This is a genomic window from Sphingomonas sp., from assembly GCF_036731925.1.
GTDB lineage: Bacteria > Pseudomonadota > Alphaproteobacteria > Sphingomonadales > Sphingomonadaceae > Sphingomonas.
This window is the reverse complement of the sequence record NZ_DAINDJ010000001.1, coordinates 818,621-839,891: the sequence shown is the minus strand read 5'-3', so window position 1 is coordinate 839,891 and position 21,271 is coordinate 818,621. Positions and strand designations below refer to the sequence as shown.

The 21,271-nt window shown below is 66.1% G+C and carries 17 protein-coding genes; 8 read left to right on the top strand and 9 right to left on the bottom strand.

All coding sequences use genetic code 11. The annotated features are described in order from the left end of the window. Positions 1-55: 55 nt before the first annotated feature. Both V7E00_RS04315 and V7E00_RS04310 read left to right on the top strand, forming a co-directional pair. The gene (locus V7E00_RS04315; protein ID WP_443019169.1) at positions 56-907 is read left to right on the top strand and encodes a dioxygenase family protein; all 852 of its coding nucleotides are present in this window, start codon (positions 56-58) and stop codon (positions 905-907) included. An 88-nt stretch (positions 908-995) separates the two neighbouring features. Further along, positions 996-2,282, top strand: coding sequence for an MFS transporter (locus V7E00_RS04310; protein WP_333571442.1), 1,287 nt, complete (start codon positions 996-998; stop codon positions 2,280-2,282). Positions 2,283-2,285: 3 nt separating this feature from the next. Here the strand turns inward: V7E00_RS04310 and V7E00_RS04305 are convergent, their stop codons facing one another. The 4 genes from V7E00_RS04305 to V7E00_RS04290 all read right to left on the bottom strand — a co-directional run bounded on the left by V7E00_RS04305 (position 2,286) and on the right by V7E00_RS04290 (position 7,054). Next, positions 2,286-2,672 carry a response regulator gene (locus V7E00_RS04305; RefSeq protein WP_333571441.1) on the bottom strand — a complete coding sequence of 129 codons (387 nt, stop codon included), beginning with the start codon at positions 2,670-2,672 and terminating at the stop codon, positions 2,286-2,288. Between the two features lie 69 nt (positions 2,673-2,741). Next, the gene (locus tag V7E00_RS04300; RefSeq protein WP_333571440.1) at positions 2,742-5,216 is read right to left on the bottom strand and encodes an ATP-binding protein; all 2,475 of its coding nucleotides are present in this window, start codon (positions 5,214-5,216) and stop codon (positions 2,742-2,744) included. After that, positions 5,201-6,478, bottom strand: coding sequence for a putative bifunctional diguanylate cyclase/phosphodiesterase (locus V7E00_RS04295; RefSeq protein WP_333571439.1), 1,278 nt, complete (start codon positions 6,476-6,478; stop codon positions 5,201-5,203). The genes V7E00_RS04300 and V7E00_RS04295 overlap by 16 nt, the downstream gene beginning before the upstream one ends. After that, the gene (locus V7E00_RS04290; RefSeq protein WP_333571438.1) at positions 6,479-7,054 is read right to left on the bottom strand and encodes a hypothetical protein; all 576 of its coding nucleotides are present in this window, start codon (positions 7,052-7,054) and stop codon (positions 6,479-6,481) included. Between V7E00_RS04290 and V7E00_RS04285 the strand changes: the two genes are divergently transcribed. From V7E00_RS04285 to V7E00_RS04270, 4 genes are all read left to right on the top strand, one after another. Next, positions 7,032-8,348 (top strand): UDP-glucose dehydrogenase family protein, encoded by a 1,317-nt coding sequence (locus V7E00_RS04285; protein WP_333571437.1) that lies wholly within the window; start codon positions 7,032-7,034, stop codon positions 8,346-8,348. The genes V7E00_RS04290 and V7E00_RS04285 overlap by 23 nt on opposite strands. 100 nt (positions 8,349-8,448) lie before the next feature. Then, positions 8,449-9,387 carry a sulfate adenylyltransferase subunit CysD gene (cysD, locus tag V7E00_RS04280; protein WP_333571436.1) on the top strand — a complete coding sequence of 313 codons (939 nt, stop codon included), beginning with the start codon at positions 8,449-8,451 and terminating at the stop codon, positions 9,385-9,387. Further along, positions 9,387-11,300 carry a sulfate adenylyltransferase subunit CysN gene (cysN, locus tag V7E00_RS04275; protein ID WP_333571435.1) on the top strand — a complete coding sequence of 638 codons (1,914 nt, stop codon included), beginning with the start codon at positions 9,387-9,389 and terminating at the stop codon, positions 11,298-11,300. Before cysD ends, cysN begins: the two co-directional genes overlap by 1 nt. Further along, on the top strand, positions 11,297-12,016 hold the full coding sequence (locus V7E00_RS04270; RefSeq protein ID WP_333571434.1) for a 3'(2'),5'-bisphosphate nucleotidase CysQ: 720 nt from the start codon (positions 11,297-11,299) through the stop codon (positions 12,014-12,016). Before cysN ends, V7E00_RS04270 begins: the two co-directional genes overlap by 4 nt. Before the next feature lie 294 nt (positions 12,017-12,310). On the opposite strand, the gene V7E00_RS04265 is transcribed toward V7E00_RS04270, so the two are convergent. Continuing rightward, the gene (locus tag V7E00_RS04265; RefSeq protein WP_333571433.1) at positions 12,311-15,082 is read right to left on the bottom strand and encodes a TonB-dependent receptor; all 2,772 of its coding nucleotides are present in this window, start codon (positions 15,080-15,082) and stop codon (positions 12,311-12,313) included. Positions 15,083-15,313: 231 nt separating this feature from the next. On the opposite strand from V7E00_RS04265, the gene V7E00_RS04260 reads away from it, so the two are divergent. After that, entirely contained in the window at positions 15,314-16,531 is a 1,218-nt protein-coding gene (locus tag V7E00_RS04260; RefSeq protein WP_333571432.1) for a histidine-type phosphatase, read from the top strand. A 71-nt stretch (positions 16,532-16,602) separates the two neighbouring features. Further along, positions 16,603-17,034 (top strand): YunG family protein, encoded by a 432-nt coding sequence (locus V7E00_RS04255; RefSeq protein WP_333571431.1) that lies wholly within the window; start codon positions 16,603-16,605, stop codon positions 17,032-17,034. A gap of 32 nt (positions 17,035-17,066) precedes the next feature. Here V7E00_RS04255 and V7E00_RS04250 read toward each other — a convergent pair whose 3' ends face one another. The 4 genes from V7E00_RS04250 to V7E00_RS04235 form a co-directional block, all read right to left on the bottom strand. Then, positions 17,067-18,236 carry a glycosyltransferase gene (locus tag V7E00_RS04250; RefSeq protein ID WP_333571430.1) on the bottom strand — a complete coding sequence of 390 codons (1,170 nt, stop codon included), beginning with the start codon at positions 18,234-18,236 and terminating at the stop codon, positions 17,067-17,069. Beyond that, on the bottom strand, positions 18,236-19,012 hold the full coding sequence (locus V7E00_RS04245; RefSeq protein WP_333571429.1) for a DUF2334 domain-containing protein: 777 nt from the start codon (positions 19,010-19,012) through the stop codon (positions 18,236-18,238). Before V7E00_RS04245 ends, V7E00_RS04250 begins: the two co-directional genes overlap by 1 nt. 190 nt (positions 19,013-19,202) lie before the next feature. Then, complete coding sequence (locus V7E00_RS04240) at positions 19,203-19,865, bottom strand: hypothetical protein (RefSeq protein ID WP_333571428.1); 663 nt, start codon at positions 19,863-19,865, stop codon at positions 19,203-19,205. A gap of 117 nt (positions 19,866-19,982) precedes the next feature. Beyond that, entirely contained in the window at positions 19,983-21,044 is a 1,062-nt protein-coding gene (locus tag V7E00_RS04235) for a hypothetical protein (protein ID WP_333571427.1), read from the bottom strand. Positions 21,045-21,271 lie beyond the last annotated feature (227 nt).

The following is a 21,271-nucleotide window of genomic DNA, read 5'->3' as shown; positions in this document are numbered from 1 at the left end:
AGGCTTGGACGACACCGAACATCATGATCACGGGCTGGCGGACGATCTCCGCGCGATGAACGCGCTCGCCAGCAGGCGGCGCGCGCTGCGCTGGTTCACCGGCGCGGGCACTGCCGCCGTGCTGGCGGCCTGCGACGGCGGCAATGGCGGGAGCAGCGCCACCGCCGCCAGCGCGACCCCGACACCAAGCCCGAGCGCGACGCCCACCCCCACCCCGACGCCGACACCGACGGGGGCGAGCGGGGGCAGCTGTGTCGTCGATCCGACCGAGACCAACGGCCCCTACCCTGCCGACGGCACCAACACCTCTTCGGGACTGACATCGAACGCGCTGACCGCAAGCAACGTCGTCCGAAGCGACATCCGGCCCAGCTTCATCGGCAGCGCGACGACGGTGGCCGCGGGCGTCCAGCTGACGCTCACCCTGACGGTGGTGGACGTCAACACGAAGTGCGCGCCGCTGGCCGGCTATGCGGTGTATCTGTGGCACTGCGACCGCAACGGGAAATATTCGCTCTACGATCTGCCGAATGAGAGCTATCTACGCGGCGTCGGCGTGACCGATGCCAACGGGCAGGTGACCTTCACCACCATCTTCCCCGGCTGCTACGCCGGGCGCTGGCCGCATATCCATTTCGAGGTGTTCTCAAGCCTCGCCACCGCCACCAGCGGCCGCTACGCCACGCTGGTCTCGCAGCTGGCGATGCCCGCCGCCACGTGCAGCACGGTTTACGCCTCGGCAAGCGGCTATAGTTCGAGCCTCAGCAATCTGTCGGGCGTGTCGATCGCCCGCGACAATGTATTCGGCGACAACAGCGCCGCCCAGATCGCGCAGCAGACGCCCGCGATGCGCGGCAGCGTCGACACAGGCTACACCGCCACCGCGGTGATCGGGATCGCGCGCTAGGCTTTCCGCGCGATCTGCGCCGCTCGCCGAGGGGCAGTACCCCTGCACGCGCCTTTCCGGCGGGCGGCGCTTTGCTATAGACGAGTGCATGGCCCATGCTCCCGATGCACCGCTCGATCGCGGCACGCGACTTCGCTCGATCCTCGGCGGATCGGCCGGCAACCTTGTCGAATGGTATGACTGGTACGCTTATGCCGCGCTCGCCAGCTACCTTGCCCCGCACTTCTTCGCGCCCGGCACCGCGCAGGACCTGAACGCCTGGATCGTGTTCGCGATCGGTTTCTTCATGCGGCCGATCGGCGGCTGGCTGATGGGCGTCTACGGCGACCGGCATGGCCGCAAGGCGGGGCTCAGTCTGTCGGTGACGCTGATGTGCGCGGGCTCCCTCCTGATCGCCGCGACGCCGAGCTATGCCGCGATCGGCTGGCTGGCGACCGCCGCGCTGGTGCTCGCGCGCCTGCTCCAGGGGCTGTCCCTCGGCGGCGAATATGGCGCCAGCGCCACCTATCTCTCGGAAATGGCCGGGCGGCGGCACCGCGGCTTCTTCTCCAGCTTTCAATATGTCACGCTGATCTCGGGCCAGCTGACCGCCCTGGTGGCGCTGATCGGGCTGCAGGCGGTGCTGCCGGAGGGAAGCCTGCGCGAATGGGGCTGGCGCTTGCCCTTCGCGCTGGGCGGCGCGCTGGCGCTGCTGGTCTATTGGCTGCGCCGCCGCCTGGCCGAGACCGAAAGCTTCGCCAGACGCGATCGGCAGGCCGAATCGGGCGCCTTTGCGCTGTTCCGCCAGCACCCGCGCGAGGCGATGCTGGTGCTGTTGCTCACCGCCGGCGGCACCCTCGCCTTCTATGCCTATACCATCTACCCGATCACCTTCCTCAAGAAGACCGCCGGCTTCTCCGACGCAGCCGCCACACAGGTGAATGCGGCGGCATTGTTCGTATTCATGCTCGTCCAGCCGCTTGCGGGCGCGCTGTCCGATCGGGTTGGTCGCAAACCGCTGATGATCGGCTTCGGCGTGCTGGGCGTGTGCTTCACCTACCCGATCTTCGTCGCGCTGGAGAGCGTCCGCGACGGCATCAGCGCCTTCTGGCTGATGACCGCCGCGCTTCTGATCGTGACCGGCTACACCGCGATCAACGCCGTGGTGAAGGCAGAGCTGTTCCCCGCGCACATTCGCACGCTGGGCGTCGCGCTGCCCTATGCGCTGGCGAACGCGATTTTCGGAGGCACGGCGCCATCCGTCGCGCTGTGGTTCAAGCACGAAGGCTGGGAACGCGGCTTCTACTGGTACGTCACGGCGATGATCGGCATCTCGCTGATCACCTATGCGACGATGCGCGACACCGCCCGCAACAGCCGGATCGCCGAGGACTGACGCTCAGGCGAGGATCGCTCCGCCGCGCTTCGCCAGCACCCGCCCGATCGCATCGAACAGCGCGTCCATCGCCACCGGCTTGAAAAGCACGTCGTCGGCGCCGGTCGCCAGGCAGCGCTCGCGCAGATCGAGTGCGGTATCGGCCGTGACGACGATGATCGGCAGTTCTGCCTTGGCGTCGGCACGCGCACGAATCTGGCGGATCGTCTCGAACCCGTCGGTGCCGGGCATGCGCAGATCGACAAGGATGATGTCGAAGGACTCATCGTCGATCCGAGCAAGACCTTCCTCCGCCCACGCGGCCTCGGCCATGGTCGCGCCGGCCACGTCCAACATGTCCTTCACGACGCGCCGATTCATCGGATCGTCCTCGATGAACAGGACGTTCATCGACGCTCGCCCTTCTGGGCAGACACCAGCGTTCCGGCCAAGATTTGCATGTCGAGGTGTGTTATCGCCCTAAGCCGCTTGCGAAACAAGCGGGTCGTTCCCCAGAATGTCGTTTTTCCGCGCGGACGCGGGCATTGCCGCAGTTACCAGTTCGGTCCCGGCGACGGGCTTTTCTATCACCTGGGTTATGCCGGCGTCCAGAAATTGCGCATGTTGTTCGGCGCTGCCACCGCTCCACAGCAGGGTGGAACGCAGATGGGGCTGTGCCCGGCAAAGGGTTGCGAGGTCTTCCAATACAGTGCTCGTTGCGGTGGCGAGCGTCGCCTCGTCAATAACTAGCGCGGCGAACTGCTCCAATTCGAGTAGCTGCAACGCTTCATCACCATCCTTGGCGAATCGCACCCGATCGGCCACCGCCTCGAACAGGGTGCGCAGCATCGCGCGAGTGATCGGATTGCGCTCGACAATCAGAACTCCGGTGCCCGCTTCGTCCACCGGCGGGACCGCAGCAGGCGCTTCGGCAGGAACGAGCGGCAGATCGATCGTGAAGGTCGATCCCGCACCCGGCACGCTCGCGACCACGATGCCGCCGCCGAGCGCCTCCGCCAGATTGCGACAGATCGTCAGGCCCAGCCCGGTACCGCCATATTGACGGGTCGTGCTGGAATCCGCCTGCCGAAAGCTCTCGAAAATCTCCTCCAGCTTGTCGGCCGGGATACCGATGCCGGTGTCGGAGACCGCGATGCGCAGCCGATCGCCCTCGCCCTCCTGGCCATGGGCGACGGCGACGTGCAGGCCGATTGCCCCTTCGGAGGTGAACTTCAGCGCGTTGGAAAGGAGATTGAACAGAAGCTGCCGCAGCCGGCTCGGATCGCTGACGATCCAGCCCGGCGCGTCCCCCAGGCGAACGTCGAACGCGAGCCCCTTCGCCCGTGCGGGATCGGTCCAAAGGCGGGCGACTTCTTCCGCCAGCCCGCGGAAATCCATCGGCACCGGATCCACGCTGAGGTTGCCGCTCTCGATCTTCGCGACATCGAGGATGTCGTCGACCAGCGCCCGCATCGTCAGCCCGGCACCCTGGACGACTTCCAGCCGGTCGCGGAACTCCGTGGCCAGGCTTTTGTCGGTGAGCATCACCTGAGTCATGCCGAGAATGCCGTTGAGCGGCGTGCGAATCTCGTGGCTCGTCGTCGCCAGAAACTCGGTCTTCGCCCGCAGTGCCTTTTCGAGCGCGGCATTGGTCGAGGCGAGCACCGTGTTCGCCGCCCGCACCTGATTGCGGCTGCGCCGGATGGTAAACAGGCCAAAGCTGAGCAGCAGGATGACGACCAGCGTCGCAACGCCGAGCGAAAGGAACAGCACGCGCTGGAAATGTGCGGCCTTGCGCAGCTGCTCGGTCTTGAGCCGCTGGATGGTGAGTTCCTGGTTCGCATAATCGAACCGCGCCGCCATCAGCGCAGCACTATTGGTCGTTGCGACCTTCGCCGACTCGTCGCTCAGCCGCTTCAGTGCTTCCAGGTGCCGGAGCGCCCGCTGATCGTCGCCGAGACGGCGGTAGATTATGTAGGCGATCTGATGGGGGGTGCGAAAATCCTGTGTCGTCGTCGCCAGGTCCACACCCTTGAACGTTTCTCCGATCAACGCCGCGGCGCGTTTGGTATCCCCTTCATCATTGGCAAGCTTGGCTGCCGTCGCGTTTAACAGACGCCGCAAGCCGCTCGCCTCGCTTGAGCTAGAAAGCGACATCGCACGCGTAAGGGTGGACTTCGCGGCGCCAAGATGGCCGGCTTCCACTTGGCTGCGTGCGAGATTGTCGAGGATACGCGCCTCGAGAATGGGTTTGCCAAGCTTTCGGGCCAAGGCAACGGCCGCCTGATATTCTGCGTCAGCCTCCTGATATCGCTCCAGCACCAGCAGGACGTTGCCGCGACGATTATGCAGCGCCAGCGAAAAAAGCGGATCGCCACCGTAGAGCAAGGCCGCCTGCCGATAATAGCGTTCAGCGCGATTATGATCGGATGCGGTCGCATACAACGTGCCGATGCTCTGAAGCGCGATCGCCTGGCTTCTCGGCTCACGAACCTCCTCGAACAAGCGGTATGCACGCTGGAAGGCAAGAAGCGCATCCGCCGCCTTATCTTGCATCAGCAAAAGATTACCCAAGGCGATCTGGAGATCACCCTTAAGAACCACCGGCTTGCTGATCTTCGCGGCAACCTGCAGGGCGGAATCTAAAGACGCGCGCGCTTCGGAAACTCGATCGGTACGCAATTGCTGTTCTGCTCGGAGCCACAACGCGGTACCACGAACCAGTGCCTGTTGCGCTGGATCGACACTCCGGGATGCGATCGCATCAATCCGGTCGATCACCGGCATGGGATCGGCGGATTGATCAACGACCCGCTCTCTCGCATCGGCCACAAGGGCAATGACATCCGCCGGCAATTGCTGGGCGAACACCGCATTAGGAGCGGCGACCATCATAATGCCGATAAGATGACGGGTCACGACGCGCAGGGCGCGTCGGCTCACGCGCGCGTCCACGAACTTCCCGACCGGAGAAACACGGGACGGTTCGTCATCGTCTCGGCCAGTTGGTCCTGCTCGTCGAGATAGGTGCACAACGCGGCAAAGGGCACCGGACGCGAAATCAGATAACCCTGGACGAGGTCGCAGCCCATGACGCTGAGGAGGGCCAGCGCCGCCGGCGTTTCCACACCCTCCGCAGTGACCTCCATCTCCAGCGCATGCGCCAGATCGATGGTAGACCGCACGATCAACGGATCCCGGTGGCTCGACGTCAGCTGCGTGATGAACATCTTGTCGATCTTCAGCTCCTTGGCAGGAAGCTGCTTCAGATAGGCGAGCGACGACAGGCCGGCGCCATAATCGTCGATGGCCAGCACCACGCCGTGATCGGCGAATTGCTGCAGGTGTCGGATCGCGCTTTCCGGATCTCGGATAACCGCCGTCTCGGTGATCTCGAAGCCCAGCTTCGCGGATGGATTGGCGGTGATGATCTCGCACACCTCGTCGACGAAATCGGCGTTGGCGAGCAGCATGCCCGAGATGTTGAGGAACAGCGGAAGGTCGTGCCCGCGCGCAGCCATGCGCCGCTGGTCGGAGATGACCTGGCGCAGCGTCCACAGCGTCAGCGCTCCGATCTGGCCCGACTCTTCCGCGGCAGCAATGAAGTCACCCGGCATGACCAGGCCGCGTTCGGGATGCTGCCAGCGGATCAGCGCTTCTGCGCTCGAAACACGCTGCTGCCGCACGTTGATCTTCGGCTGGTAGTGCAGGAACATTTCCCCCGCAGCGATTGCCCGGGGCAAATCGGCAATCAGCGTCAGCCGATCCACCGCCTGGTCCGCCACGGACAGATCGATGATCTCCAGCCCCCGTTCGTCGCCGGCACGCGCCAAAGCGATCTCGGCGGCTTCCAGCAGACGCAGCAAGTCCGTTTCGTCGCATGGTGCGCATGCGGCACCGACCGCAAATTCCAGACGCGTTTCGCCCAGAAACGCCCGCTGCTGGACATCGAGCGCCGCGTGCAGCGACTCCAGCGTGGCGGTCACTGCCTCGCGGTCGTCCGCGCGCAGGGAGAACTCAATCAGGTCCCGCCCGACGCCGATCACTTCGCATGCGTGCGAACCTTCCGCGATTCGGACTGCTAATGCTTCTGCAACACGATGCAGCTCATTTTTGCCGAGAACACGGCGCGCTGTCTCGAAATTGGTCACGCGGCACAATGCCGACACCTTCAAGCCCTGGCTCACCGAATGCCCTCCCGCCGCCTGTTCGGCCACCTATCGATAATGGACCGGTACGCGAAAAACTACCGTCTGATGCAGAAACTCGCCCAAAAACCGACATTTGCCGAGGTTTTTAGGTCCTCGCGAACCTAATCCGATCGCCGCCAGCCCGCCCTGAAACGCCGGACAAGGAGGGTTACGGAAAGTGATTGAAGGAAAGGTAAACGCCAAACTGCACATCTGCGCAGCCTTCTTCCTCCGCAGAATCCCCGATTGCGGGAAAGTAAATTTTTCATTAACGAAATGACTTGCGCGGAACAGCGCAGAAATGGGAGCCAAAAAAATGACCTTCTTCACCCTCTTCTTCCGTGACGGCATCGGCGGCACCGACATCCGTCCGCTCTGAACCCCGTTGTAAAAGGCCGGCGGCGCCTTGCCGCCGGCCGAAACAATGCCGTGAAAAAAGGCCCGCTCCTGCGGGCCTTTTTTCGTTTCGGCCCAACGCACTGATGCAGATGCTGCACTGCGGTGGCTTGCGGTCGCGACAGGTTCGGTTAAGAGCCGTGGTCGAACGCTGGCAACAGCACGCTCGGCACAGGGGAAAATAGTGCGCATTGCGATGATCGGCACGGGCTATGTGGGCCTGGTATCCGGAGCCTGTTTCTCGGACTTCGGCCACGAAGTCGTCTGCGTGGACAAGGACGCGCGGAAGATCGAGCTGCTTCACCAGAATGTGATGCCCATCTACGAGCCGGGCCTTGCGGATCTGGTTGCCAGCAACGTCAAGGCAGGCCGTCTCTCCTTCACCACCGATCTCGCGGAAGGTGTCAAGGATGCCGACGCGGTGTTCATCGCGGTGGGCACGCCTAGCCGCCGCGGCGACGGCCATGCCGATCTCTCCTATGTCTTCGCCGCCGCGCGCGAGATCGCCGAGAACCTCACCAAGCCGAGCGTGATCGTCACCAAGTCGACCGTGCCGGTGGGCACCGGCGACGAGGTCGAACGGATCATCGCCGAGGTCGCCCCGAACAGCGGTGCCAAGGTGGTCTCGAATCCCGAATTCCTGCGCGAAGGCGCGGCGATCGAGGACTTCAAGCGCCCCGACCGTGTCGTCGTCGGCACCGAGGACGAGTTCGCCCGCCAGGTGATGCGGGAAATCTACCGCCCGCTGTCGCTCAACCAGTCGGCACCCGTCCTGTTCACCGGCCGCCGCACCAGCGAGCTGATCAAGTATGCGGCGAATGCATTCCTCGCAGTGAAGATCACCTTCATCAACGAGATCGCGGACCTGTGCGAGCAGGTGGGCGCGGACGTGCAGGAAGTGTCGCGCGGCATCGGCATGGACAACCGCATCGGCGGCAAGTTCCTCCACGCCGGCCCGGGCTATGGCGGCTCGTGCTTCCCCAAGGACACGCTGGCGCTGATGAAGACCGCGGCCGACAACGAGACGCCGCTGCGCATCGTCGAGGCCACCGTGCAGGTGAACGATGCCCGCAAGCGCGCGATGGGCCGCAAGGTCATCAAGGCGATGGGCGGCGACGTCCGTGGCAAGACCGTCGGCATCCTCGGCCTCACCTTCAAGCCGAACACGGACGACATGCGCGACGCGCCGAGCCTGTCGATCATCGCGGCGCTGCAGGATGCGGGCGCGACGGTGAAGGCCTATGACCCCGAGGGCGTCGAGCAGGCGAGCAAGATGCTGACCGACGTCGAGTTCGTCGCCAATCCCTATGCGGCGGCCGAAGGCTCCGACGCGCTGGTGATCGTGACCGAGTGGGATGCGTTCCGCGCCCTCGACCTTACCCGCATCAAGAACAGCCTGAACAGCCCGGTGCTGGTCGACCTGCGCAACATCTATCCGCCGGCCGAACTCGAGCGCGCCGGCCTGCAGTACACCGGCGTCGGCAAGCCGAGCCACGACTGATCGCCTGCCCGCCCCCGCCGGTCGAACGGCGGGGGCGGGTATGCCGCGCTAAACAATAACTAGATCGCGTGCGCGCGCCGGGCTTTTTACATGCCCTTCCATGCTGCAAACGAGCACCATGGATTCCGCCACCGCATCCCCCTCGCCGCTGACCCATCTTCAGCGGCTCGAGGCAGAGAGCATCCACATCCTGCGCGAAGTCGTCGCCGAGGCCGAGCGCCCGGTGATGCTCTATTCCATCGGGAAGGACAGCGCGGTGATGCTCCACCTCGCCCGCAAGGCCTTCTATCCGGCGCCCCCGCCCTTCCCGCTGCTCCATGTCGACACGACGTGGAAGTTCAAGGCGATGTACGCGCTGCGCGAGCGCTCGGCGGCTGCGGCGGGCATGGAGCTGCTCGTCCACCAGAACCCGGAGGCGATCGCGCGCGGCATCAATCCCTTCGATCATGGGGGCCTTCACACCGATATGTGGAAGACCGAGGGGCTGAAGCAGGCGCTCGACAAATACGGCTTCGATGCAGCCTTTGGCGGCGCCCGACGCGATGAGGAGAAGAGCCGCGCCAAGGAGCGCATCTTCAGCTTCCGTACCGCCAGCCACCGCTGGGACCCGAAGAATCAGCGACCGGAGCTGTGGCGGCTCTACAATGCGCGGAAGGCAAAGGGTGAGAGCATCCGCGTCTTCCCGCTGTCCAACTGGACCGAGCTCGACATCTGGCAGTACATTCTGGCGGAAGGCATCGAGATCGTGCCCCTCTACTTCGCCGCGCCGCGCCCGACGGTGGAGCGCGACGGCATGTTGCTGATGGTGGATGACGATCGCTTCCGGCTGCACCCGGGCGAAGTGCCGATCGAGCGTTCGATCCGGTTCCGCACGCTCGGCTGCTACCCGCTTACCGGCGCGGTGGAGAGCAAGGCCGACACGCTGGAGAGCGTGATCCAGGAAATGCTGCTCACCACCACGAGCGAGCGCCAGGGCCGCGCGATCGACCATGACCAGGCCGCCAGCATGGAGAAGAAGAAGCAGGAGGGGTATTTCTGATGACCGCCTATCGCCCCGACGCGCTGATCGCCTCCGACATCTCCGCCTATCTCGAACTGCACCAGCAGAAGTCGATGCTGCGCTTCCTCACCTGCGGTTCGGTCGATGACGGGAAGTCGACGCTGATCGGCCGGCTGCTCTATGATTCGAAGCAGATCTTCGAGGACCAGCTCTCCGCCCTGGAGAATGATTCCAGGCGCGTCGGCACCCAGGGCCAGGCGATCGACTTCGCGCTGCTGGTCGACGGCCTCGCCGCCGAGCGCGAGCAGGGCATCACGATCGATGTCGCCTATCGCTTCTTCGCGACCGAGACGCGCAAGTTCATCGTCGCCGACACGCCGGGCCACGAGCAGTACACGCGCAACATGGTCACCGGCGCCTCGACCGCCGACCTCGCCGTGATCCTGATCGATGCCCGCAAGGGCGTGCTGACCCAGACCAAGCGGCACAGCTTTCTGGCGCACCTGCTCGGCATTCGCCACCTGGTCGTGGCGGTGAACAAGATGGACCTGGTCGACTATGACCAAGGCGTGTTCGATCGGATCGTCGACGACTATGCCGCGTTTGCGCAGTCCATCGGCATCCAGGACTTCACCGCCATCCCGATCTCGGGGTTCCAGGGCGACAACGTCACCACCCGCAGCGACGCGACGCCCTGGTTTACCGGCCCGGTCCTGCTCGACCATCTCGAAACCGTGGAAGTCGACGCGGACATTGATCGCATCAAGCCGTTCCGCATGCCCGTGCAGTGGGTGAACCGGCCCAATCTCGACTTTCGCGGCTTTGCCGGGCTGATCGCCAGCGGCACCGTCCGCCCCGGCGATCCCGTCCGTATCCTGCCCTCCGGCCGCACCAGCACGGTGGCGCGCATCGTTACGATGAACGGGGACAAGGAAGTGGCAGTGGCCGGCGAATCGGTGACCCTCACCCTCGCCGACGAGGTCGATTGCTCGCGCGGCGACGTGATCGCGGCGGCTGATGCCCCCCCGCAGGCTGCCGACCAGTTCAAGGCGACACTTGTCTGGATGGATCCCACGGAACTGCTGCCCGGCCGCGCCTATTGGCTCAAGCTCGGCACCCAGACCGTCAGCGCGGTGATCCGCGCGCCCGAACATGCGATCGACGTCAACACCATGGCGCGCGCACCTGCAAAGACGCTCGCGCTCAACGACATCGGCGTGGCCGAGGTCGTCACCGATCGCGGCATCGTGTTCGAGCCCTATGCCGAAAGCCACGATCTCGGCGGCTTCATCCTGATCGACAAGCTGACTAACGCCACGGTCGGCGTCGGCATGCTCGATTTCGCCCTCCGCCGCGCGCAGAACGTGCACTGGCAGGCGGTGGAGATCACCCGCGAGGCGCACGCACAGCAGAAGGGCCAGCAGCCGCGGCTCCTGTGGTTCACCGGCCTCTCCGGCTCGGGCAAGTCGACCATTGCCAATCTGGTCGAGAAGAAGCTGCACGCGCTGGGCAAGCACAGCTTCCTCCTCGATGGTGACAATGTCCGGCACGGGCTCAATCGCGACTTGGGCTTCAGCGATCAGGACCGGGTGGAAAATATCCGCCGGATCGGCGAGGTCGCCAAGCTGATGACCGATGCCGGCCTGATCGTGCTGACCGCCTTCATCTCGCCGTTCCGCGCCGAGCGGGCGATGGTGCGCTCGCTGCTGCCCCACGGCGAGTTTTTCGAGATCTTCGTCGACACGCCGATCGAGGAGGCGGAGCGCCGCGACGTGAAGGGGCTCTACAAGAAGGCGCGGGCCGGCGAGATCGCCAATTTCACCGGCATCTCCAGCCCCTATGAGCCGCCGCTCGCCCCGGAGATCCGCATCGACACCACCCGCACGACCCCTGAGGAAGCGGCCGAGCAGATCGTCGAGGCGATCATGGGCGTGTGGAGCCCGGTGCTGTGAACGACGCCCAACTCGCCCATGCCATCGCCGAGGAGGCTGGCGCGCTGCTTCTCCGCATTCAGAGCGAGTGTGCCGGCGGCGCCCGCGGCGATGCAGAGGCCAACGCGCTGATCCTGGAGCGCATCCGGGCGGCCCGGCCGGACGATGCCATCCTGTCCGAAGAGTCTGCCGACGACCCTGTCCGCCTCGGCCGCAGCCGGGTGTGGATAATCGACCCGCTCGACGGCACCCGGGAATTCGCCGAGCGACGCGAGGACTGGGCCGTGCATGTCGCGCTCGCGATCGACGGCGAGCCGGCGGTGGGCGCGGTCGCCCTGCCCCGGCTCGGCCTGACGCTCGCCAGCGACACGCCCCCGCCCCTCGCGCCTGCCCGGCAGCCGCCGCGCATGCTGGTCAGCCGCACCCGCGCGAGCCAGCTCTGCGCCGAGGTGGGCAGTTCGATCGGCGCGGTGCATGTCGGCATGGGTTCGGCGGGCGCCAAGGCGATGGCGGTGGTGCGCGGCGAGGCGGAAATCTACCTCCACTCCGGCGGCCAGCATCAATGGGATAATTGCGCGCCGGTTGCGGTCGCGCTGGCGGCGGGCCTGCACGCTTCGCGCATCGATGGATCACCGATCGTCTACAACCAGGCGAGCACCAGCGTGCCGGACCTGCTGATCTGCCGCCGCGAATGGGCGGCGCCGGTGCTGGCGTCCGTCGCCGACTGCAATCGTTAGCATCGTTGAAAAACCGTTACGGACAAACCCGGATGGGAGTCGCCCCGAATGTTCGCCGCGCCGCGGCATGGCTATTCAGCTGGTACGCGATCGGCAGCGCTTCCCCCCGCTCCCTTCGCCGGTAACAGCGTACAGGCCGGCCCTGAACTGACGCAGGGCCCAGCCATTTTGGAACAAGTCGGCGTTCCACAAACCGATCCCCCAGTGGGGCGCCGACTTGTTTTCCGATTGAGAGAACTGCTTGCGCATGACAGGCCGGTCCGCTTCCCTCCCTTGGCGGACCGGCCTTTTTGTTCAGAACGCGTAGGACAGGTTGAGCATGTAGGTGCGGCCCACCTCGACATAGCCGCCCTTGCGATCCACCGAGAGCAGCGCCTTGCCGACGCCCGCCGTCGCCCAGTAGCTGTGCGAGTCGAGCAGGTTCTGCACCGACACGCCGGCGGTGAGGTGCTGGTTCACCGTATAGCTGAGGATCGCGTTCATCGTGGAGACCGGCTGGACATAGGTGTCCGGCTGCGACGAGCGCAGGTCGTACAGTTTGTTGCCGGTATAGTTGTAGTTGAGCGCGGCGTTGAAGCCGCCATGCACCCAGAACAGCTCGGTGTTGAACATCACCTGCGGCGCCTGCGGCATGCGCTGGCGGCGATAGCCGTTGGACACATAGACCGTCGCATCCGCGCGCTGCAGCGTGACATTGCCCTGGAAGCCCAGCCCATCGAGCAGGCCCGGCAGCCCCTTCAGGCTGTAGCGTGCGAACAGTTCGACGCCGTAGACGCTACCCTTGCCGCTGGTATCCAGTGTCTCGATCTCGACGCCGTCCGGAGAGAGCTGCTTGTCAGGCCCCGTCCACACGTTGAGATCGCCCGTCGCGTTGGTCGAGCCGGTCGAGAACATCACATGGTTCAGGCGCTTATAGTAGAGCGAAGCCGAGAACAGGTCGGTGCCCGCGCCCTTGTGCTCGATCGAGGTATCGACGTTCCATGCCTCCACCGCGTCGAGATTGGGGTTGGGCACGAAGATCGAGGTGATCTTGCCGCTGTCGTCGCGCGAGACGCTGGTCGGCCCGAGCAGCAGGTCGAACGCCGGGCGCGAATAGCTCTTGCGCACCGAGAAGCGGTACACGGTGTTCTCGCCCGGACGATAGGAAGCGACGAGGCTCGGCAGCCACTGGTCGTAGCTGCGGGCGCTGGTGGTGAAGCCCGACGTCTTGCCATTGTCCTGCCAGTAGCGGCCCTGGAACCAGTTGTGCTCGTAGCGCAGGCCCGGGGTGATCGTCAGGCCGCCGAACGCGAAATTGGCGAGCACATAGCCGCTGGCGCGGTGCTCCTTGCCGTCGAGCCGGTTCTCTTCCAGCTTCACCGGATCGATCCCCGGCAGCTTGGCGAGCGACAGCTTGGCGTTCTGCGCCTCGATCCAGGCATGATCGGGGATGTAGAACGGCACCTGCACGTCTTTCATGAAACCGTTGAGGCGCTTGCCGGGCACCGCACTCAGTTTCGGATCGGCGGACGTGAACTTGTCGAACTGCAGCGCGCCATCGTCGCCGAGGCTGTTGGAATAGCGCTTCGAAGCTTCATACTTGCCGCCCGCCTGGATGGACGAGAGCCCGCGCTCGCCGAACTTCCAGGTGCCGTCCAGCCGGCCTTCGAGCTTGGATTCCCACGCATCCTCGAACTGCGCCGTGGTGTAGGCCTGGGCGAAATTGTCGAGATTGGTGATCGTGTTGCGCGCATCGTCGGTCAGCACCACCTGCGGATTGGTGCGGTCGGCGAGTCCGGTGATGAGCTTGTAGGTGGCCGGGCCGGTGGCGTTCGCGCCGATATAAGTCGGGCTGCCCCACTTCGCCTGGATCCGCAGCGGATAGCTGGTCGCACCGCGCGAATAGGCGCCGTTATAGTCGAGCGTCAGGTCGCCCAGCCGGCTCTCGCCGCCGATCTTGGTGGTGAACAGCCGCTGGTTGCTGTGCTCGGTGCGGTAGTAATTGGTACCGCCCACGCCGTAGAGCGCCAGATAGCCCCCCGCGTCATAGCTCGAACCGAGCGGGTTGGACGGGTTGGGGTTGGTCTGGCCGGCGGTGAGGTCCACCTTGCGCGCGGCGGTCTGGTCCATCCAGTTCTTCAGGCGATATTCGCCATAGGTGGTGCGCGCGTAAAGGTCGGTGCTGTCGCCCTTCCACTCCAGGTTCACCGTGCCGCCAAAACGCTCGATCTTGTTCTGGAAGATGTTCCACTCGACGCCGACCGGCACCGCGTTGGCAAGGTTGTCACGCACCGCGCCGGGCAGATTGCCGTTCTGCTTCACGTAATCCTTGTGGATCGCCACGGACTCGCTGAAGATGTTCTTCTTGCCGTAATAGCCCGAGGCATAGATCCCGAAATTGCCGAAGCGCTGGGCGGTTTCGAGTGCGATCGTGCCGCCCCAGGGATCCTGGTTGCGGGCGGCGGCGCGGCCGGCGATCTGGCCCTGCGCGCGGATCTGGAAATGGTGCGCGCCGAAATCGAACGGCGAAGCGGTGCGCAGGTCGATCACGCCGGCAATGGCGTCGCCGTCCTGCGCCGCGGTCGGCGCCTTGTCGACGCGGACTTCGGAGAGCGCGAACGGCGACAACAGGTTCATCGAAATGGCGCGGGTGCGCGCATCGGTCTGCGCCAGACGCACGCCGTCGAGTGCATAGGCATTATACGCGGTGTCGAGGCCGCGGATCGAGAGATACTGCGCCTCACCGGTCGAGGCGGCGTTGCGCGACTGGTCGACCGAGGAATTCACGCCCGGCAGGCGGGTGAGCAGGTCGGCCAGGTTCTGTTGCGGCTGTGCGCGCAGTTCCTCGCCGGAGACGATGGTGACAAGCGACGCGCTCTTCACCTGTTCCTCCTGCACGGTCTTGATCGCGGCGCGCTGGCCCGTGACGACGATCGTCTCGCCTTCGCGCGACTGATCATCATTGTCCGGCTCCGAGGCGGCAACGGCGTCCTCGCGCGGCATTGCGGCCATCGCCTGGCTATGTGCGAGAAGTGCGACCGTGCCCCCGCCCAGGAGCAGCGCGATGCGCTTGTTCCAGTGTCCCATTGGTATGTCCTTCGATGGATATTGGTGCCAGCCTGTGCCGGCTGGTCGCTGCCGCCGCTAACGGTTTCGGGCTGCAGTTCGGCGACCCCACCGTGGCAACTCCAATGCCTTGCGATGACAGATTTGCTGCACGGCAGCACAAGAGGCGAGAATCATTGCAAGAATACCAATTCACAAATTGGTATTCTTTTTCGTCACACAGCTTTCACGCGCCAAGGCTAGCCTCCCCCGATGATCGCTTCTCCTGTCGTCCGCCTCAGCGCCGCCGCCGCACTCGCCCTGTTGCCTGCCATCGCGCATGCGGCACCGCCCAAGACGCCGCACGTCGAGCGGCTGGTCCTGCTGATGCGCCACGGCGTCCGTGCGCCGCTTGGCGGCGAGGTACCGCCCACCACCCGCACCGGGCAGCCCTGGCCGCGCTGGGATGCACCGGCGGAGCAGGTAACTCCGCACGGTGCCGCCGCGCTGCAGGCGCTCGCCAAGGCAGACCGGCGCTGGTTTGCGGCCGCAGGGCTGCTCCCGGCGAACGGCTGCCCCGATCCGGCCGCGCTTCGGCTCTGGACCAACAGCTCGCCCCGTACGATCGCAAGCGGTGAATCCTACGCCGCAGGGTTCGCGCCCGGCTGCACCCTGACCGTCGGCCACAAGCCTGTGGGCGAAAATGACCCGATCTTCGAGCCGCTCGGCGCGCACCCTGCGCCGTTCGACGCCAGGCGCGCGGTGGAATCGATCGACCGCTTCACCGGTGGCGCCGAAGCGCTGACCCGGCGCCACGCCGCCGGCCTGGCACTGCTGGAACAAGTGCTGGCCTGCCCGAACGGCCCATGCAGCCCGGTTGAGCCGTCTGCAGTCCAGCCCAGCGCCGACGGCCACGGCATCGATTTCAGGGGCCCGATCCGCGCCGCCTCCGGCACCGCGCAGGTGCTGATGCTGCAATATCTCGAAGGCTTGCCGCTGGCGCAGGTCGGCTGGGGCCGCGCGACACCGGCGCGGCTGGAGGCGCTTGGCGCGGTCCACGGCGCCCTGTTCGACGTGTTCAGCCGCCCGCCCTACATGGCCGCCTTCCAGATGGCGCCGACCGTCGACCGCATCACCCAGGACCTGACCGGCGCCGATGCACCGAAGATCGACGTGCTGATCGGCCACGACACCAACGTCGCGGCGCTGGCGGCGGTGCTGGGCGTGCCGGTGAAGGCGCCCGGCTTCGCGACCAACGATCCGTCGCCGGGGGGCGGCATTGCCATCGCGCTGGTGCGAGCCCCGAACGGCCGCCAGGCGGTGCGGCTCTGGTATCGCAGCCAGAGCGCCACCGACATGCGCGCCGCCCGCGACAGCGCCGTCTGGACGCCGCTGCGCCTGAAGGGCTGCGACGAGGGCCCCGAGCATCGCTGCGCGCTGCCCCAGTTCCTGAAGCGAATGGAGTTAGCCACGGCACCGGCGCGGGGGTAAGTCGGGAAAGAGCAGATAGCTTGCGCCTTGCGCCTGGTTGCGGACATCCCAAGGATGCCGATAGTTGCTCCATGGGCTACTTCACCGCAATCTCGAAGCTGGAAGCATGGAAGGGCAAGCGGCCGGCTCTGTCTGCGCTTGCCAGCGCCCTGCGCGCGTCGTGGGATGCGCAGACCGCCTATCAGGGCAGGTTCCATCCGGAGAACCCGGCCGCCGGACAATGTTACCCCACCGCCCGTGTGGTCCAGTGGTTCTACCCCGATCTTGAAGTCGTCCACGGCGAAGTTCGTACCGGGACCGCCCTGGAGCGGCACTTCTGGAATGCGCCGATGGGCAGCGGCGGTGCTGAACGTGTCGATCTCAGTTGGGAGCAATTTCCCCCTGGCGCCACGATTGCGCGGTTCGACTTCCTGCGCACCGGCGCGTCAGCAGATAGCCAGGGCACCCACGCTCGGTGCCTCCTGTTGCTCCGCCGCGTGACACGCCATCTCGGCCAGCAGTGAACGGCAGCGCGCACTGTGGCGCAAACCCACTCTCACGCGGCGCGCGAGTACGCCATTGCCTGGTAGCTGGCGAACAGCTCCTCGAAATGCTGGTCCATGGTCCGCGTGCCCGGTGCGTCGGCGGCCGCGCGCATGCGGTGGAACATCGGGGTGGTCTCGACGAACTGGGTCAGCGCGTCGCGCAGCGACACCGGGTCGGCGGCCCGGTACAGCATGCCCTGCCCTTCGACGAACTGGTCGGCGGCGCCGCCCTGATCCGGCACGATCAGCGGAAGGCCGCTCGCCCGCGCCTCGGCCGCGACCATGCAGAAGGTTTCCGCCTCGCAGCCATGAACCAGTGCATCGGAACTCGCCAGCACGCGGGCAAGCTGCTCGCGGTTGCTGGTCGGCTCGAACAGCTGGGCGTGCGGGTTGCGGCCGATCGCCGTGATCACCTTCGAGCGGGCGGTGCCGGTGCCGATCAGGATCAGCCCCATGGGATGCCGCCCCGCCGCTGCCTCTGCGGCTTCGATCACCATCGGCCAGCGCTTCTCCGCAGCCAGCCGGCCGACGCCGATCAGCAGCGTCGCCTCCGGCCCGAGGCCGCAGCTCGCCAGCAGCTCGGCGCGCAAGCCTTCGTCGCGCAGCTCCGGGCGGAAATAGCCGGGCTCGACACCCATCGGGATCGTCACCACCTTGGTGAGGCCGCCGTCGGTCAGTCGCCGGGCAAGGTCGCGCCCTGCCGTCACCACCTGGTCAAATCCGTCGTCCAGACGGCGGAGATGCTGCCAGAAAGACGAGAAGCCCTTGTCGATCGTCTCCCGGTTGGCGATCGTGCCGAACCAACGATAGGCATAGGCTGCCAGCGGATCGGCGTGCATCACCAGCGACCGCGCCGCCGAACCCTGCCAGCGCGCGACCATCGAAGCGCTGCGCCAAGGCGACGAGGCCTCGACGAAATCGGGCCGCCAGCGGTTGAGCGCCGCGTGCAGCGCGGGCTCGTCGTCGAAATAGCGGTAGCGCCGGTCGAGCGGCAGCAGCGGCGCCGGGATCGTTGCCAGGATCGCGCCGTCGCGCTCCTCCAGAATTTCCTCGCGTTCCCCGGGGGCGAGGATGATGATCTCATGGCCCAGCTTGGCGCCCAGCTCCATCTTGCGGCGGACATAGGTTTTCACGCCGCCGCCATAGGGGCTGTAGAAGGCGCAGACGTCGAGGATGCGCATCAATGCGTCTCCAACAGTTCGCGATATTGGCCGAAGCGGCCTCCCTTGGTGAGCGCCCCAAGCGTGCGATCGATGCTCGTCAGCAGCGCCGGCACGGTGACGTCCCCCGGATGCACGCCCAGCCGCATCGCCGGGCGGCGCGGCAATAGCGCACGGGCAAGGGCTGCCACGGCCAGCGACGAGGCGATCCGGCTCTTGCTGCGGCTGGCCCAGGTGATCACCGGCCCCTTGGCCAGCACGCGGTCGCCCTGCTGCGGCGCCCAGACGCGGAAGTGATCCTCGGCCAGCGCGAAGCCAAGATCGCGCAACGCCTCGCGGGCGCCGTCGCCGTAGAGCCAGGCCGGTGCGATAAAGCCGGTAACCGGGCGGCCGATGATATCCTCCACCAGCGCCCGGCCGCGCTCCATCCGGTCGCGCGCCGTTGCATAGTCGAGGCCGAGAAACTCGCCCTCGCCTGCGGTCATGTGCTTGGCCTTGAACCGCGCGCCGGCCGAGGCGTGCTCGGACACATCCTTGTGGAACCAGCCGTGCAGGAACATCTCGATGCCCGAATCGGCCCAGGCGCGCAGCCGGGTCGCGAACGGGCTGCCGGGCACCAGCGGCGCCGATCCCCAATGGTCCGGCACGACCAGCATCGCGTAGCGGGGCGCGCCGATATGCCGCAGAAAAAGCTCGGAAAGCTGATCTACCGCGCCCTCGGAACGGGGCCCGACATCGTGGATCGATGCGAGCAAACTGGGGCCTTTGGGCCCATGGGAGCGGGTGGTTGCGGTCATTCTATCGTTCTTTGCTGCAGTTGCGAGCGATATAGACCGCCGGAACGGGGCGGCAAGCGGGCCGAAATTCGACTTTTTCTAACGCGTGGAACTCAAAGTGTTAAACGTCGCCAAGTGCGCCGATCCGCAGTGCGTCCTGTCACATTTCCGACGCCGCCTATATCCGAGCTTTATGTGGGGCGGCTAGCCCTCAGGCTTGGCCGAGCCAGGTTTCTGCTTTCAGGATTACCAGATCCGGGTGCGTTTCGAAGCGATCCAGGCGCATCAGCAGGGTTCCTCCGATGGCGTTGAGCAAGACCGCCGGCGCGGTGCCCGGCGCCAGATCGACATCGGCAGGCGCCAGCCGCGCGGGCTGGTCCATCCGGGCATAGGCGCCGACATACTCGGCCTCGACGTGCAATGCCTCGGGCGGCGACGCATAGAGCCTGTCGCGAAGGCCCAGCAGGCAGGGCCGCCGATAGCTTGCCATCGCGCGATCTGCCGGATCCAGGTTCAGGCCGACGAAGCTGCCGGGCTTCGCGCGCATCAGCACGTCGCATTCGAGCATGGCGAGATCGCCGAGGAAGCTCAGCACGATATCGGCGCCGGCCCGGCTGGAGAGTTCCCGCGACATGGGCGCAGCAGTTTCCGGCCGGTAGAGCGGCGGCAGTTCTTCCAGCAAGGCACAGTGAAGCGCGGTCACATAGGCAGCCGGGTCGCGATAGGCCAGGTCGATGTTGACGCCAATGCCAGCGAGCACCGGCCGGAGCAGATCGATGCGTTCAGGGATCGCGGCCCGGTACTGCGCGCCATTTTCCCGCGCTTGCTCCAGCGTGAGCACGGGCCCGTCCAGGCCACGCACCGCGATGTTCAAGCCGCGGTGGCGGGGCGTGAAGGGAGGGTAGCCGGCAAGGAGCACAGCCAGCTGCCCCGCGCCCTGCTCTGCTCCCTGCGGTTCGCGCTTCTTGCGCCATCCAAACATCGCTGCAGCTTAGAACCAGCTCTTCACCCAGTCGACAGCCTTCTCGCCCACCCCGCTGCCGACCACGCCGCCCGCAATGCCGCCGACGGCGCCGCCGATCAGCGTTCCGACGGGCCCGCCGGCCGATCCGATCGCCGCGCCGAGCTGGGCGCCGCCCCAGGCACCGGCGGCGCCGCCTGCCAGGCTGCCCACCGCGCGCTGGGTATGGTCGCCCACCCGGTTGCCGTCCTGCTGGAAGGCCCGCCCGACCTGCACCGCATCGACCACCACCCCGATGGGACGCGCAACCTTGCCGACGCCTTCCAGCGCAGAGCCGAAGCCGCGCACCTTCACATTGTCGGTCAGCCGCTCGACATCCTTGGCCACCTGCAGCCGCGCATCGGTGCTTGCGCTGGCCCGTCCCAGCTTCGATTCGATTTCGACGCGCCGGTTCATCTCCGGCCGCTCGCCACGAAGGGTCGCCACGACATCGACCTGCCGCCCGCCCAGCGAGGTCTGCCGCCGCACCTCGGTCTGCACCTCGCTGTAGCGGGGATCGGCGCGCAGCGAGTCGGCGATCGCATCGCGCGCCGCATTTCCGTTCTGCGTCGCGGCGGCAGGGCTGTTCGACGTGGTGCCGCCAACCGGTCGTGGGAGCACCGGCGCATCCCGCCGGATGCCGCCTGCGTCGAGCAGCTGCTCCAGGGGACGCGTAAAGCCGCTCTTGTTGGTCACCGGGCTCGTCGTCGAGCGCCATTCGACCTCAAGGATCGGATTGTCGCGCAGAACTCGGCCGCCGGCCGCACCCGGAATGGTCGACGCGCCAGTAGCGGACAGCGTCGGCAGAGCCGGCGCATCCTCCGCCTGCGGGCGCAAGGCCACGGTGGCCTGGGCTTCGGCGCGGAATGCGGCGAGGTTGCTGGCGATGCCATCCCCGTGCGGGGCCCCTTGTGCCATCCAGCGCTGCAATGTCTCGGCGAGATCGGCCAGGACCTGCTTGTCCTCCGCACTTCCCCGAATGATCCGGGCAGGATCGAGCCCCCGCGCCTGGGCCTGCAGGTCATAGCCGATCTTGGCATCCCCCGATCGCACCGCCTGTTCCAGCGGGATGCCCGTGCAATCACTGCAATAAAGGTTCGGGGAGCCGGAACCGAAATCAACCCGGACGCCGCGCGTCTGGCCAGTCGGAGCGGATGGGGTGGGCGTTGGTGTCGAGGGCGCCGTTGTCGTCGAACCGATCGAATCCCGCATGGTCGCCTCCTTAATGGCGACGATCCTAGCGGGGTCCGGGCCGGCTCTCTCTAAGCGATCCGTTTAGA